Genomic DNA, 14,463 nt, shown 5'->3' on the forward strand with positions numbered 1-14,463 from the left:
CGCACGCAAGCCCACGCCATGCTGCCTCGCAAGATCCAGCCGCTTCACCTCGCCCTGATCGTCTCCCTGGGCCTGCACCTGATGCTGCTGGCCCTGCGCATTGCCGATCCCGAGCGATTCCAGCGTCTGTTCCAGGACACGCCCCTGGAGGTGGTGCTGGTCAATGCGCGCAGCAAGGACGCCCCGGCCGAGGCCAAGGCCCTGGCTCAGGCCAATCTGGCCGGCGGCGGGGAGTCGGCCCGGCAGAAGCGGGCCACTTCGCCGCTGGCGCCCTCGCCGCGCATGGAGCTGGGCGACAACACCGAGACCCAGCGCGCCCAGATCGCCAAGCTGCAGGAAGTCCAGCAGCAGCTGCTGGCCCAGGTCCGGCGCGAACTGGCCCTCTTGCCGCCGCCAGACCCGCGCCGCGAGCGCAGCTCCCCCGAGGCCCGCGAGCAGGCCGAGAAGCGCCGCCAGCTGGTGCAGCTGATGGCCGAGATCGAGAAGCGCGTCAACGACGAAAACGCCCGTCCCCGCAAGCGCTACGTGAGCCCGGCCACGCGCGAGGTGGTCTATGCCCAGTACTACGACACCCTGCGCCGGCGCATCGAGGAACGCGGCACCCGCGACTTCCCCACCTACCGCGGCCGCAAGCTCTATGGCGAGCTGATCATGAACATCCACGTGGATTTCAAGGGCCGCCTGGTGGACACCGAGATCGTCCAGAGCTCCGGCAACAACCAGCTGGACAAGCGCGCCGTGGCCATCGTGCGCGCCTGCCAGCCCTTCGGCGACTTCAACATCGAGATGCGACGCAGCGCCGAGGTGCTGGTCATCACCACCCGCTTCAAGTTCACCCGCGAGGATGGACTGGAAGCCACCGTGACGGAGCAGCTATGAACGCCACCGGCCCCGACCGCTACGCCGTCGCCGGCAATCCGGTGGCGCACAGCCAGTCCCCGAGCATCCACGCCCAGTTCGCGGCGCAGACGGGCCAGCACCTGGTCTACGAGCGTCTGCTGTGCCCGCTGGACGCCTTCCTGCCCACGGTCCAGGCCTTTGCGGCAGCGGGCGCCAAGGGCTGCAACGTCACCGTGCCCTTCAAGTTCGAGGCCTTTGCCTCGGCCCGCCGCCGCAGCCCGCGGGCCGAGCTGGCCGGTGCGGTCAACACCCTGCGCTTCGACGAGCAGGGCTGGTGGGGCGACAACACCGACGGCCTGGGCCTGGTCCGCGACATCCAGGCCAATGCGGGCCAGCCCCTGGCCGGCCTGCGCGTGCTGCTGCTGGGCGCGGGCGGGGCCTCGGCCGGCGTGCTGGGCAGCCTGATCGCCGCCCGGCCTGCCGAGCTGACGCTGGCCAACCGCAGCGCCGACAAGGCCCTAGCCCTGGTGGTCAGCCACGCCCGCTGGGCCCAGGAGCATGGCGTGCGCCTGCAGGCCAGCACCCTGCAGGATCTGCCCGAAGACCGCTTCGACGTGCTGGTCAACGGCACCAGCGCCAGCCTGGCCGGCGCCGGCGTGCCGGTGCGGGGTCAGGTCTTGCGCGAAGGCGGCCTGGGCGTGGACATGATGTACGGCCCGCAGGCCCAGGGCTTCCTGGACTGGGTGGCCGCCCAGGGCGCCCGCCCTCGCGACGGCCTGGGCATGCTGGTCGAGCAGGCCGCCGAGGCCTTCCAGCTCTGGCGCGGCGTACGCCCCGATACCGCCCCGGTGCTGGCCGGCCTGCGCGCCCAGCTCGCGACCAGGGGCTGAGCCATGCTGCGCCGCCTGCCCCTGCGTCTGCTGGCCCTGCTGGCCCTGGGCCTGCTGGCCCTGCAGCTCTATTTCCTGGTCCGCATCGCGCTGATGAACGGGCTGGACCCGCAGTCCACCAGCTTCCAGCGCTCCGAGATCTGGCGCCTGGCCACCGAGAAGCATGAGGTCGCCTGGAGCCAGGACTGGGTGCCCGATGCCCGCCTCGCTCCGGCGCTCAAGCGTGCGGTGATCGCCAGCGAGGATGCCGGCTTCTCCGAACATGGCGGCGTCGACTGGGACGCGCTGGAGAAGGCCTGGGACAAGAACCAGCGCGAGCAGGCCCGGGCCGACAAGCGCGCCAAAGCCGTCGCCAAGGCCCCGGCCCGGGACAGCGACAAGCCGGCGCCGGCCAAGCCCCAGGCCAAGGTCGTCGGCGGCTCGACCATCACCCAGCAGCTGGCCAAGAATCTCTTCCTCAGCGGCGAGCGCCAGCTGCTGCGCAAGGGACAGGAGTTCATCCTGACCTTCATGCTGGAGGCCCTGCTGTCCAAGCAGCGCATCCTCGAGATCTATCTCAACAATGTCGAATGGGGCGAAGGGGTCTTTGGCGCCCAGGCCGCGGCGCGGCATTATTTCCGTGTCGATGCCGCCCAGCTCGCGCCCTGGCAGGCCGCCCGCCTGGCGGTGATGCTGCCGGCGCCCAAGCGCTTCGAGAAGCGACCCGGCTCCGCCTACGTGGTGGGGCGCGCCAGCACCATCGAGGCCCGCATGGGCGGCGTTGTCCTGCCCTGAACCCCTGACCCTCACGCCCACCCACCATGGCCTCTGCCAGCCCGCTCACCGCCGAGATCGCCGCCGTTGCCGCCCGCATGGTGGTGGAGGAAGGCCTGGAATACGGCCCGGCCAAGCGCCGCGCCCACAAGCAGATGGGCCTGCCCCGCAATGCCCCGCTGCCCAGCAACGAGGAGCTGGAGGACGAGGTCCGCGACTATCTCGCCCTCTTCTGTGCCGACACCCAGCCAGCCGAGCTGCGCGCGCTGCGCGAGCTGGCCGCCCTGTGGATGGACCGCCTGGCCGAGTTCCGCCCGCATCTGTGCGGCGCCGTCTGGCGCGGCACGGCCACGCGCCTGTCCAACATCCATCTGCAGCTCTTCTGCGACGACAGCAAGTCCGCCGAGATCGCCCTGATCAACGCCGGCGTGGACTACGAGGTCGGCGAGACCCAGGGCCCCCGCGGCCCGGTGGACCTGCTGACAGTGGCCGAGCGCTGCAAGCCGCTCAATGAATGGGTGACCATCGCCCTGAGCATCCTGGACAAGGACGATCTGCGCGGCGCGCTGAAGCCCGACAGCCGCGGGCGCACCGAGCGCGGGGACCTCACGGCCCTGCGCCGGCTGCTGCAGGAGGAGGCGCCGCCTGCACCCCTGCTCCCGGCCGCTGGGGACGCGGCATGAATCGCCGCCACGCCCTCTTCGGGACCGTGGGCCTGGCCGCCGCCGGCCTGGGCGCCTGGATGGCCCAGCGCGGCCACGCCCCCGCGCCCGCCGAAGCGCCCCCGCGCCCGGGCTCGCCGGCCGACGCCTTCTGGCTGGCCCGCTTCGAGACCCTGGACGGTGGCGAGCTGGCCGCCCGCGGCCTGCGCGGCAAGCCCCTGCTGCTGAATTTCTGGGCCACCTGGTGCGCGCCCTGCGTGCGCGAGCTGCCGGAGATCGAGCAGTTCCTCAAGGCCCGGCCTGACTGGCAGGGCCTGGGCCTGGCCATCGACCGCAAGGAGGCGGTGCAGGAATTCCTGGGCCGCCTGCCGCTGACCCTGCCCCTGGCCCTGGGCGGCGTGCAGGGCCTGGAGCTGGGTCGCCAACTGGGCAACAACCAGGGCGGACTGCCGTTCAGCGTGGTCTTCGATGCCCGCGGTCAGCTGTTCTGGCGTCGGCTGGGCGCCCTGCAGGCGGGGGAGCTGGAGGCGGTGGCCCAGGCCCTCGCCAGCGGCCGGCCGGCCCCCGAGGCAGGGAAAACCGGGGCCTGACAGGGGCGCATCGCGCGCCAGAATGCCGTCCGCGCCAGCCCCGGTGACCGTCAAGCCCCGAATCCCGTGCTTTCTTGGGCAAGCTCAAGAACTGCGGAAGGTCAAGCCATTTATTTTTGGCTAGATGCCGGGATCTGGGTCTAAAAAAGCTAAAGTTCAGCCTTTCACGCTTCTAGTGTCTACGCTCTAAACCGCCGCGGCACGTCGCTGATGCAGATTCTCGTGATTCATGGTCCCAACCTCAACCTCCTTGGCAGCAGGGAGCCCGGGGTGTATGGCGCAACGACTTTGGCGCAGATCGATGCAGATCTGCAGCAATTCGCTGCCAATGCAGGGGCCACGCTTGAAAGCTTCCAGAGCAACCACGAAGGTGCCCTGGTCGACCGCATCCAGGCGGCGGGTCGTGACGGCACGCGCTTCATCATCATCAACCCGGCAGCCTATACGCACACCAGCGTGGCCATCCGGGACGCCCTGGCGGCGGTGGCCCTGCCTTTTGTCGAGGTCCATCTCTCCAATATCCACAAGCGCGAAGCCTTCCGCCACCACAGCTATGTGTCGGAGCTCGCGCTGGGCGTCATCTGCGGCCTGGGTCCCCAGGGCTACCGCTACGCCCTGATGCACGCACTGGATCATGTCCGGGCCAGTGCCGGCTGAAGGCGGCTGAAGCGAGGGCACGGTCAAGGTCCTGACCGTGGCATTGGCAAGCACCACAAATCTTTCCGTTGGAGAAGCCTCATGGATCTGCGCAAGCTCAAGACCCTGATCGACCTCGTGTCCGAGTCGAACATTTCTGAACTTGAAATCACCGAAGCCGATGGCAAGGTGCGCATCGTCAAGTCCGACGGCACGGTGGCCGTGCCCATGGCCCAGGCCATGCCGGTGATGGCCGCCCCGGTGGCCGCCGCCCCTGCCGCTGCAGCCCCGGCCGCCGCGGCCGCCGCGCCGGCCGCCGCGCCGGTCGAGACCGGCCATGTGGTGAAGTCGCCCATGGTGGGCACCTTCTACCGCGCGTCCGGCCCCAATGCCAAGGCCTTCGTGGAAGTGGGCCAGCAGGTCAAGGAAGGCCAGGCCATCTGCATCATCGAAGCCATGAAGATCATGAACGAGATCGATGCCGACAAGTCCGGCACGGTGACCAAGATCCTGGTGGAGAACGGCCAGCCGGTGGAATTCGGCCAGCCGCTGTTCATCATCGAGTGAACACGCCCCACCCCCTACCGGCTGCACCGGCCCCCTCAAGGGGGCGCGATCGACGGCCCGGCACAGCCGGATCCGCGACCGCTGCTGGATGGGCCCTTGGCCGCATTGCACCCAGAGTGCTGAGCAACTGCCATGTTTAAGAAAATCCTGATTGCCAATCGAGGCGAGATCGCCCTTCGAATCCAGCGCGCCTGCCGCGAACTGGGTGTGAAGTCGGTCGTCGTCTACTCCGAGGCCGATCGCGACGCCAAGTACGTCAAGCTGGCCGACGAGGCCGTGTGCATCGGCCCCGCCCCCTCTGCCCAGAGCTACCTGAGCATGCCGGCCATCATCGCCACCGCCGAGGTGACCGATGCCGAGGCCATCCATCCGGGCTACGGCTTCCTGTCCGAGAACGCGGACTTCGCCGAGCGCGTGGAGCGCAGCGGCTTCACCTTCATCGGCCCGACGCCAGACAACATCCGCATGATGGGTGACAAGGTGTCCGCCAAGCAGGCCATGCGCGCGGCCGGCGTGCCCTGCGTGCCCGGCTCCGAAGGCGCCCTGCCGGACGACCCCAAGGAAATCGTCAAGATCGCCCGCGCGGTGGGCTACCCGGTGATCATCAAGGCCGCAGGCGGTGGCGGTGGCCGCGGCATGCGGGTGGTGCACACCGAGGCTGCGCTCGTGAACGCCGTGCAGATGACCAAGTCCGAGGCCGCGGCTGCCTTCGGCAATCCCGAGGTCTACATGGAGAAGTTCCTCGAGAACCCCCGCCATGTGGAGATCCAGGTGCTGGCCGACGGCCACAGGAACGCCGTCTGGCTGGGCGAGCGCGACTGCTCCATGCAGCGCCGCCACCAGAAGATCATCGAGGAAGCGCCGGCCCCCGGCATTCCCCGCCGCACCATCGAGAAGATCGGCGACCGCTGCTCCACCGCCTGCAAGAAGATGGGCTACCGCGGTGCGGGCACCTTCGAGTTCCTCTACGAGAACGGCGAGTTCTACTTCATCGAGATGAACACCCGCGTGCAGGTGGAGCATCCGGTGACGGAAATGGTGACGGGCGTGGACATCGTCGCGATGCAGATCCGCATCGCCGCTGGCGAGAAGCTGCCCTTCACCCAGCGCAATATCGAGATGCGCGGCCATGCCATCGAGTGCCGCATCAATGCCGAGGACCCGGTGAAGTTCGTGCCCTCGCCTGGCCGCATCACCATGTGGCACCCGCCTGGCGGCCCCGGCGTCCGCGTGGACTCGCATGCCTACACGAACTACTTCGTGCCGCCCAACTACGACTCCATGATCGGCAAGATCATCGTGCACGGCGACACCCGCGAGCAGGCCCTGGCCCGCATGCGCATCGCCCTGTCGGAGACGGTGGTGGAAGGCATCCAGACCAACATCCCGCTGCACCGCGAACTGATGGCCGATGCGAAGTTCATCGAAGGCGGCACGTCCATCCATTACCTCGAAGGCTGGATGAACCAACACAAGCGCTGAACAGGCGCCGAACCAGCGCCGCACGCGAGCGACGCCCTATCATTCGCGTCTGACGCATACGCACCCGCCACAGCCCTGGCGCGGCCCATGCCGCCCGGGGCTTGTGCTTTTGATGTGCACTTGAAGGTTTCCCCATGAGCAACACCCCCAGCACCCCCGACCTGCACGAGCTCGTGCTCATCTGCCGCGAGGACGACGTCGAGACCGTCAGCGACGCGCTGATGGAAGTGGAGTCGCTCGCCGTCTCGGTGGAGGATGCCGACGCTGACACCGCTTCCGAGAAAGCCCTGTTCGGCGAGCCCGGTATGCCCGCGCCCAAGGCGGGCTGGGAGCGTTCCGTCGTGAAGGCCCTGTTCGCCAGCGAGGCCGAGGCCACCGAGGCCGCCACCCTGCTGCTGGCCCAGGACTGGGCGCAGGACGTGCACGTGCAGACCATCCAGGCCGTGGAGGAGCAGGACTGGGTGCGCCTGACGCAGTCGCAGTTCGCGCCCGTCGAGATCACGCCCGAGTTCTGGATCGTGCCGTCCTGGCATGAGGCGCCGGCCCAGGCCACGCGCATCATGCGCCTGGACCCCGGTCTGGCCTTCGGCACCGGCACCCACCCCACGACGCGCATGTGCCTGCGCTGGATCGCCCGCCACGGCGCCGAGGCCGCCGGCTGGGACCGCGTGCTGGACTACGGCTGCGGCTCGGGCATCCTGGCCATCGGCGCCGCGCTGCACGGCGCAAAGAACATTGATGCGGTGGACATCGACCCCGCCGCCATCATCTCCTCCCAGGCCAATGCGGAGGCCAACCAGGTCTCGCTGCGCGCCGCGCTGCCGGACGCCGCCCAGGGTGACTATCCGGTGGTGCTGGCCAACATCCTGGCCACGCCCTTGAAGCTGCTGGCACCGCTGCTGTGCGCCCATGTGCGAGCCGGTGGGCATCTGGTGCTGGCCGGCATCCTCGAGCGCCAGGCCCAGGAGCTGAAGGACGCCTACGCGCCCTGGCTGGCCCTCGAGGTCAGCGACAGCGAGGAAGGCTGGATCCTGATGACGGCGCGGCGTCCGGCCTGAGTCCTTCGCGAAAGGCCAGGCAAGGCCTGACCCCCACCACCGCGCAAGCCCCGCAAGCGCGCCCGAGAGTGATGTTTCTAGGGGTGAGCGCGCGCTGTGCGGCCAGGCCTTCGTGGCATGATCCTGCCCCATGAGTCTTGCTACCCGCTGCACCGCCTGCGGCACCATCTTCCGCGTGGTGCAGGACCAGTTGCGCGTGTCCGAGGGCTGGGTGCGCTGCGGCCGCTGCGCCGAGGTCTTCGACGCCCGTGAACAGCTCTTCGACCTGGATCGTGAAGCACCGCCCCCGTGGCCGCCTGCCGGCCCGGAGTCGATGAGCGACGCCGCCTCCGAAGAGGCCGTCGCCCCCGCACAGCCCCCGGCCCCTGCGCCGCGGGTGGCCCCACCGGCACAGCCTGCGGCGCATGCGGCGCCGCCGCTCGCCCGTCCACCCACACCCACACCCACACCCGCGCCGCCACCCGCCCGCCCCATGGCCCGCGAGGCTGCGGCGATGGCCCCGGCGGCGCTGCCATCGGCAGGCGTCAACACCGTCGCGCATGAAGAGGCCCGTCAGCCGCTGCAGGCGCCCGCCTGGTCTGCCGGCGGCGAGCGCCCGGGAGACCGCCGCGAGCCCTTCTGGGAGGAGCCGTCCACGCCGGCTGCGCCGCTGGATGCTCGAGAGGACCTGCCCGAACCCAAGGGGCTGAAGTTCGAGCCGCCGGAGCCGCTCGAGGAAACCCCAGCGCCCCTCGCGGCCCGCTCGCCCGCTGCGCCGCAGCCCGCGGCTGCCGCAAGCCCGGACCTGGGGCCCGACGTGGTGCTCTCACCGCGCCTTCAGACGGCACAGGCCCAGGCGAAGGCGGCACAGGAATCGGCGCCTGCACCTGCCAGCGCCGCAAGCACCCTGCCTGACGCCCCGGCCCGCAAGCCAGGCTTCCTGCGCCGCGCGGAGGGCGAGGCGCGCTGGCAGCGCCCCGGCGTGCGCCTGGCCCTGGGGCTGGGCAGCGCGCTGCTGCTGCTGACAGCGGCCGCGCAGCTGGGCTGGCATTACCGCGACGCCCTGTCCACGCAGTCCCCGCTGGCCCGGCAATGGCTCGGCGGCGCCTGCGAGAAGATGGGCTGCGAGCTGCAGCCCTGGCGCCGGCTCGATGCCTTCAGCGTCGAGAGCACAGGCCTGTCGGAAGCCGCCAGCGGCAACCACTACAAGTTCAGCCTCAGTCTGCGCAACAAGAGCCCCTGGGAGCTGGCCACGCCCTGGGTGGAGTTGAGCCTCAACGACGGCAACGGCAAGGTGCTGATGAAGAAGGCGCTCAAGCCCGAGGACTTCGTCAACGGCCGCGCCAGCACGGGCGCCAACAGCGAGCAGGCCCTGCAGCTGGTGTTCAGCACCGGGCGACAGCGGGTCAACGGCTACACGGTCGAGATCTTCTACCCATGAAAAAACCCGGCCGAGGCCGGGTTTTCTTCTTTGACGGGGAGCACCCGAAGGTGATCCCCTGGGCTCAAGCTCAGGGCTTGTTGCCAGTCGGGAAGGGCCACGCGGCTTGCGGGCTCAGCGCCGTCTTGGCAGCCGGTGCAGCGGCAGGCTTGGCAGCTGCGGGAGCAGCGGCGGCCTTCTTGGCGGCAGGCTTGGCAGCCGGCTTCGCAGCCGGCTTCGCAGCCTTGGCAGCGGGCTTGGCGGCAGGCTTGGCGGCCTTGGCAGCCGGCTTGGCAGCGGCCTTGGGAGCAGCCTTGATCGGCGGCTTCTTGGTGCCGGAGGCCTTCTTGGCCGGAGCAGCAGCCTTCTTGGCCGGAGCAGCAGCCTTCTTGGCCGGAGCGGCCTTCTTTGCCGGAGCAGCAGCCTTCTTGGCCGGAGCGGCCTTCTTTGCCGGAGCGGCCTTCTTTGCCGGAGCAGCAGCCTTCTTGGCCGGAGCGGCCTTCTTCGCCGGAGCAGCGGCCTTCTTGGCCGGAGCGGCCTTCTTCGCCGGAGCAGCAGCCTTCTTGGCCGGAGCGGCCTTCTTCGCCGGAGCAGCAGCCTTCTTGGCCGGAGCGGCCTTCTTCGCCGGAGCAGCAGCCTTCTTGGCCGGAGCGGCCTTCTTTGCCGGAGCAGCAGCCTTCTTGGCCGGAGCGGCCTTCTTAGCCGGCGCAGCAGCCTTCTTGGCGGGAGCGGCCTTCTTGGCCGGAGCTGCCTTCTTGGCGGTAGGGGCCTTGTTGCCCGGGGTCTTTGCAGTTGCCATGGTTTTCTCCTTGATCAAGTGAACAAAGCACTGCCTGCGGCGGACCGGTCCACCTCAGCGCAGCTATCCACCGCCCGAGAGTCGCTTTGGAGCAGCGCCACGGTACGGTGAATGGGGTCGCGATGCACCGCCGCGCATTTCCGCGTCTGACGGTTCATTTGCATCGCTTGTCTTGATCTCATTGACGAGCACTCAAAGGGACACAGGCCGCTGACCAGGCAGCCCGCTCAATCCCAGGACAGGGCGCCACCGGACTGGTACTCGATGACGCGGGTTTCGAAGAAGTTGCGCTCCTTCTTCAGGTCGATCATTTCGCTCATCCAGGGGAAGGGGTTCTCTTCGTTGGGGAAGAGCTCCTCCAGACCGATCTGGGTGGCACGGCGGTTGGCGATGTAGCGCAGATAGCCCTTGAACATCGCGGCATTGAGGCCCAGCACGCCACGTGGCATGGTGTCCTCGGCATAGCGGTACTCGAGCTCCACGGCCTTCAGGAACAGGGCCTTGATCTCGGCCTTGAAGGCGGGCGTCCACAGCTGCGGGTTCTCGAGCTTGATCTGGTTGATCAGGTCGATGCCGAAGTTGCAGTGCATGGACTCGTCGCGCAGGATGTACTGGTACTGCTCGGCGGCACCGGTCATCTTGTTCTGGCGGCCCATGGCCAGGATCTGCGTGAAGCCCACGTAGAAGAACAGGCCTTCCATCAGGCAGGCAAAGACGATCAGCGACTTGAGCAGCGTCTGATCGGCAGCCAGCGTGCCCGTGTGGAAGTTCGGGTCCATGATCGCGTCGATGAAGGGGATCAGGAACTCGTCCTTGTCACGGATGGAAGCCACCTCGTGATAGGCGTTGAAGATCTCGCTTTCATCGAGGCCCAGGGACTCGACGATGTACTGGTAGGCGTGCGTGTGGATCGCTTCCTCGAAGGCCTGGCGCAGCAGGAACTGGCGGCACTCGGGGGCGGTGATGTGGCGGTAGGTGCCCAGGACGATGTTGTTGGCGGCCAGGGAATCGGCCGTCACGAAGAAGCCCAGGTTGCGCTTGATGATGCGGCGCTCGTCCTCGCTCAGACCGTTGGGGTCCTTCCACAGGGCGATGTCGCGGGACATGTTCACCTCCTGCGGCATCCAGTGGTTGGCGCAGGTGGCCAGGTACTTGTCCCAGGCCCACTTGTACTTGAAGGGCACGAGCTGGTTGACGTCCGTCTGGCCGTTGATGATGCGCTTGTCGGCGATGTTGACGCGGCGCTCGCTGGCGGTGGCGGTGGAGGCAGAAGCCGGCGGCGTCGCTGCCGCCACGGCCTGCTGCAGGCCGCTGGAGTGGGTGGCGCTCAGGCCATGATTCGAGGCGCTAGGCGCAGGCTTACGGTCTTCTTCCCAAACCAACATGGTGGACTTCCTATCTTGCGGATTATCGGAGTGTTGTGTCTAAAACACCAAGGACTTCTTGACAGCGACACAAATGCGCTGTTGCTGGACCGCATCGCTAACGCCGCAAATGTGCGTGGCGATTTCGGCCTCGGGCGGCGTGCGATGACACCGCGGTCCGGTGCTGAAGCATTCACGGATGCCCGCCGAACGCGGGCAGCGATGAACGCTCGCTTCTGAATGCGTCCGCGCCGGGCTGACCGGCGCGGACTTTGCTGCAAGCCTTACTGGCAGGCCTCGCAGTCGGGGTTGTCGATGGAGCAGAACTTGATGTCGGTGGCCGGGGTGTTGTCCACCTCGACTGCCGGCGCGGCCTGCACCGCCGGGGCTGCCGCCACGGGCGCGGCGTTCAGGCCCGACATCCCACCTGGCACCGCGTTGAGCTGGCCGGCCTTGCTGACCGTGCTCTTCTCAGCGTGCGTGGCGCCGATCGTGCGGAGGTAGTAGGTGGTCTTGAGGCCACGCTGCCAAGCCAGCTTGTAGGTCTCGTCCAGCTTCTTGCCGGAGGCGCCGGCCATGTAGATGTTCAGGCTCTGCGCCTGGTCGATCCACTTCTGGCGGCGCGAGGCAGCCTCAACCAGCCACTGCGGCTCCACCTCGAAGGCGGTGGCGTACAGGGCCTTGAGCTCTTCGGGCACGCGGTCGATGCGGCGCAGCGAACCGTCGAAGTGCTTCAGGTCCATGACCATCACGTCGTCCCACAGGCCCAGCTGCTTGAGGTCGCGCACCAGGGACTCGTTGATCACCGTGAACTCGCCGGACAGGTTGGACTTCACCGAGAGGTTGCCGAAGCAGGGCTCGATCGAGGCGTCCACGCCGATGATGTTGGAGATGGTCGCGGTCGGGGCGATGGCCACGCAGTTGCTGTTGCGCATGCCGTAGGTGGCGATGCGCTGGCGCAGGCTGTCCCAGTCCATGGACGCGGAGCGGTCCACCTCGACATAGCCGCCGCGCTCCTGCAGCAGCAGGTCCAGGGAGTCGATCGGCAGGATGCCGCGGTCCCACAGCGAGCCACGGTAGCTGCTGTAGCGGCCGCGCTCCTCGGCCAGCTCGGTCGAGGCCCAGTAGGCGTAGTAGCAGATGGCTTCCATCGAGCGGTCGGCGAACTCCACCGCCTCGGCCGAGGCGTAGGGCGTGCGCAGCGCATACAGCGCATCCTGGAAGCCCATCAGGCCCAGGCCCACCGGGCGGTGACGCAGGTTGGAGTCGCGCGCCTTCTTGACGGCGTAGTAGTTGATGTCGATGACGTTGTCCAGCATGCGCATGGCCGTGCGGACGGTCTTCTTCAGCTTGTCGTGGTCGATGACCTTCTTGCCATCCGGGCCGTCCTTCAGGTGCTGGACCAGGTTGACCGAGCCCAGGTTGCACACGGCGATCTCGCTGTCATTGGTGTTCAGCGTGATCTCGGTGCACAGGTTGGACGAGTGCACCACGCCCACATGCTGCTGCGGCGAGCGCACGTTGCAGGCGTCCTTGAAGGTGATCCAGGGGTGGCCGGTCTCGAACAGCATCGAGAGCATCTTGCGCCACAGGTCCTTGGCGGGCATGCGCTTGAAGAGCTTGATCTCGCCGCGGTCCGCCTTGGCCTCGTACTCGACGTAGGCCTTCTCGAAGGCCTGGCCGAAGAGGTCGTGCAGGTCCGGGCAGGTGGAGGGGCTGAACAGGGTCCAGTCACCGCCCTCGACCACGCGCTTCATGAACAGGTCGGGAATCCAGTTCGCCGTGTTCATGTCGTGGGTGCGGCGGCGATCGTCGCCGGTGTTCTTGCGCAGCTCGAGGAACTCCTCGATGTCCAGGTGCCAGGACTCCAGGTAGGCGCACACGGCGCCCTTGCGCTTGCCGCCCTGGTTCACGGCCACGGCCGTGTCATTGACCACCTTCAGGAAGGGCACGACGCCCTGGCTCTTGCCGTTGGTGCCCTTGATGTGCGAGCCCAGGGCGCGCACGGGGGTCCAGTCATTGCCCAGGCCGCCGGCGAACTTCGACAGCAGCGCGTTCTCCTTGAGGGCCTCGTAGATGCCGTCGAGGTCGTCGGCCACCGTCGTCAGGTAGCAGCTGGAGAGCTGCGAGCGGCGGGTGCCCGAGTTGAACAGCGTGGGCGTGGAGCTCATGAAGTCGAAGCTGGACAGCACTTCATAGAACTCGATGGCGCGCGTCTCGCGGTCGATTTCGTTCAGCGCCAGGCCCATGGCCACGCGCATGAAGAAGGCCTGGGGCATCTCGATGCGCTTGCCTTCGGTGTGCAGGAAGTAGCGATCGAACAGGGTCTGCAGGCCCAGGTAGTCGAACTGGAAGTCGCGCTCGGCCTTCAGCGCCGCGCCCAGCTTGGCCAGGTCGTACTGGCCCAGCTTCTCGTCCAGCAGCTCGGCCTGGATGCCCTTCTTGATGAACTGCGGGAAGTAGTCGGCGTAGCGCGTGTGCATCTCGGCCTGGGTCACTTCCTGGCCGAGGATCTCCTTGCGGATCGTGTGCATCAGCAGGCGGGCGGTGGCCTGGCTGTAGCCCGGGTCCTTCTCGATCAGCGTGCGGGCGGCCAGGATGGAGGCCTTGTAGACCTCGTCGATGGGGACGCCGTCGTACAGATTGCGCTTGGTCTCGGCGAGGATGGGCTCGGGCTTGACGTCGGCGCCCAGGCCTTCGCAGCTGGAGCGGATCAGGGCGGTGAGCTGGCCCAGGTCCAGGGGCACGCGGTGGCCGCCGTCGGTGACCATCAGGGCCGTCTCGGGCGCGGCCGCCTGGGCCACCTCGCCCTGGCGCAGGCGCTCCTGCGAGCGGCGCTCGCGGTACAGCACATAGGCGCGGGCCACTTCATGATGGCCACCGCGCATCAGGCCCAGCTCGACCTGGTCCTGCACGTCTTCAATATGGAAGGTGCCACCGCTCGGGCGCGAGCGCAGCAGGGCGCGCACCACGGCCTCGGTCAGGGCGTCGACCGTCTCGCGCACGCTGGCAGATGCCGCACCGCTGGTGCCATGCACGGCCAGGAAGGCCTTCATCAGCGCGATGGCAATCTTGCTGGGCTCAAAGGACACCACAGCGCCATTGCGGCGGATGATCTGGTAAGCCTGATAGGCCGACTGACGAGGCGTGTCAGCGGTGGCAGCGTGGGCCACGGCGCCTTCGGCGAGCGTGCTGGCGACAACGGTTTGCATGAAGAGTCCTTGTCTGGAAATCGTTACTGCAGAGAACAAAAAGCCCGGGCCCGCCTCAGCGTTCCCAAGATTCTTTTTTTTGGTTTGGATGGCTCACGCCCAGATGCCGACAGCTGCGTCACGACGGGCCGGCTCATGCAGCCGGTATGCCCGCCCTGCCGCCGCTGGCGACTGGGCTCCACTGCGCTTTCCGTTCCGGCCGATGCCATGC

The 14,463-nt window shown here is 68.0% G+C and carries 13 protein-coding genes; 10 read left to right on the forward strand and 3 right to left on the reverse strand.

Going from position 1 to position 14,463, the window contains the following annotated elements; translation table 11 throughout:
• The first annotated feature begins 18 nt into the window (after positions 1-18).
• The 10 genes from O9Y01_RS11435 (at position 19) to O9Y01_RS11480 (ending at position 8,898) form a co-directional block, all read left to right on the forward strand.
• Entirely contained in the window at positions 19-879 is an 861-nt protein-coding gene (locus O9Y01_RS11435; RefSeq protein ID WP_269631715.1) for an energy transducer TonB, read from the forward strand.
• Positions 876-1,730, forward strand: a complete 855-nt coding sequence (gene aroE / locus O9Y01_RS11440) for a shikimate dehydrogenase (RefSeq protein ID WP_269631716.1) — start codon at positions 876-878, stop codon at positions 1,728-1,730. Before O9Y01_RS11435 ends, aroE begins: the two co-directional genes overlap by 4 nt.
• 3 nt (positions 1,731-1,733) lie before the next feature.
• Positions 1,734-2,504: a transglycosylase domain-containing protein gene (locus tag O9Y01_RS11445; RefSeq protein ID WP_269631717.1), complete on the forward strand. Its 771-nt coding sequence runs from the start codon at positions 1,734-1,736 to the stop codon at positions 2,502-2,504.
• Positions 2,505-2,530: 26 nt separating this feature from the next.
• Entirely contained in the window at positions 2,531-3,166 is a 636-nt protein-coding gene (locus O9Y01_RS11450; RefSeq protein WP_269631718.1) for a hypothetical protein, read from the forward strand.
• Positions 3,163-3,735, forward strand: coding sequence for a TlpA family protein disulfide reductase (locus tag O9Y01_RS11455; protein ID WP_269631719.1), 573 nt, complete (start codon positions 3,163-3,165; stop codon positions 3,733-3,735). Before O9Y01_RS11450 ends, O9Y01_RS11455 begins: the two co-directional genes overlap by 4 nt.
• Before the next feature lie 207 nt (positions 3,736-3,942).
• Positions 3,943-4,392, forward strand: a complete 450-nt coding sequence (gene aroQ / locus O9Y01_RS11460) for a type II 3-dehydroquinate dehydratase (protein ID WP_269632123.1) — start codon at positions 3,943-3,945, stop codon at positions 4,390-4,392.
• Positions 4,393-4,473: 81 nt separating this feature from the next.
• On the forward strand, positions 4,474-4,938 hold the full coding sequence (accB, locus tag O9Y01_RS11465) for an acetyl-CoA carboxylase biotin carboxyl carrier protein (protein WP_269631720.1): 465 nt from the start codon (positions 4,474-4,476) through the stop codon (positions 4,936-4,938).
• A 132-nt stretch (positions 4,939-5,070) separates the two neighbouring features.
• A complete protein-coding gene (accC, locus tag O9Y01_RS11470) occupies positions 5,071-6,420 on the forward strand; it encodes an acetyl-CoA carboxylase biotin carboxylase subunit (protein WP_269631721.1) in 1,350 nt (449 codons plus the stop codon).
• A gap of 161 nt (positions 6,421-6,581) precedes the next feature.
• Positions 6,582-7,478 (forward strand): 50S ribosomal protein L11 methyltransferase, encoded by an 897-nt coding sequence (gene prmA / locus O9Y01_RS11475; RefSeq protein ID WP_269632124.1) that lies wholly within the window; start codon positions 6,582-6,584, stop codon positions 7,476-7,478.
• A gap of 130 nt (positions 7,479-7,608) precedes the next feature.
• The gene (locus O9Y01_RS11480) at positions 7,609-8,898 is read left to right on the forward strand and encodes a zinc-ribbon and DUF3426 domain-containing protein (RefSeq protein ID WP_269631722.1); all 1,290 of its coding nucleotides are present in this window, start codon (positions 7,609-7,611) and stop codon (positions 8,896-8,898) included.
• A gap of 70 nt (positions 8,899-8,968) precedes the next feature.
• Here O9Y01_RS11480 and O9Y01_RS11485 read toward each other — a convergent pair whose 3' ends face one another.
• The 3 genes from O9Y01_RS11485 to O9Y01_RS11495 form a co-directional block, all read right to left on the reverse strand.
• Positions 8,969-9,676, reverse strand: a complete 708-nt coding sequence (locus O9Y01_RS11485; protein ID WP_269631723.1) for a histone H1 — start codon at positions 9,674-9,676, stop codon at positions 8,969-8,971.
• A gap of 227 nt (positions 9,677-9,903) precedes the next feature.
• Positions 9,904-11,061, reverse strand: a complete 1,158-nt coding sequence (locus tag O9Y01_RS11490) for a ribonucleotide-diphosphate reductase subunit beta (protein WP_269631724.1) — start codon at positions 11,059-11,061, stop codon at positions 9,904-9,906.
• A 263-nt stretch (positions 11,062-11,324) separates the two neighbouring features.
• Positions 11,325-14,252, reverse strand: a complete 2,928-nt coding sequence (locus tag O9Y01_RS11495; RefSeq protein ID WP_269631725.1) for a ribonucleoside-diphosphate reductase subunit alpha — start codon at positions 14,250-14,252, stop codon at positions 11,325-11,327.
• Positions 14,253-14,463: the final 211 nt, after the last annotated feature.

This window comes from Pelomonas sp. BJYL3 (genome assembly GCF_027257975.1).
GTDB classification, from domain to species: domain Bacteria; phylum Pseudomonadota; class Gammaproteobacteria; order Burkholderiales; family Burkholderiaceae_C; genus Roseateles_B; species Roseateles_B flavus.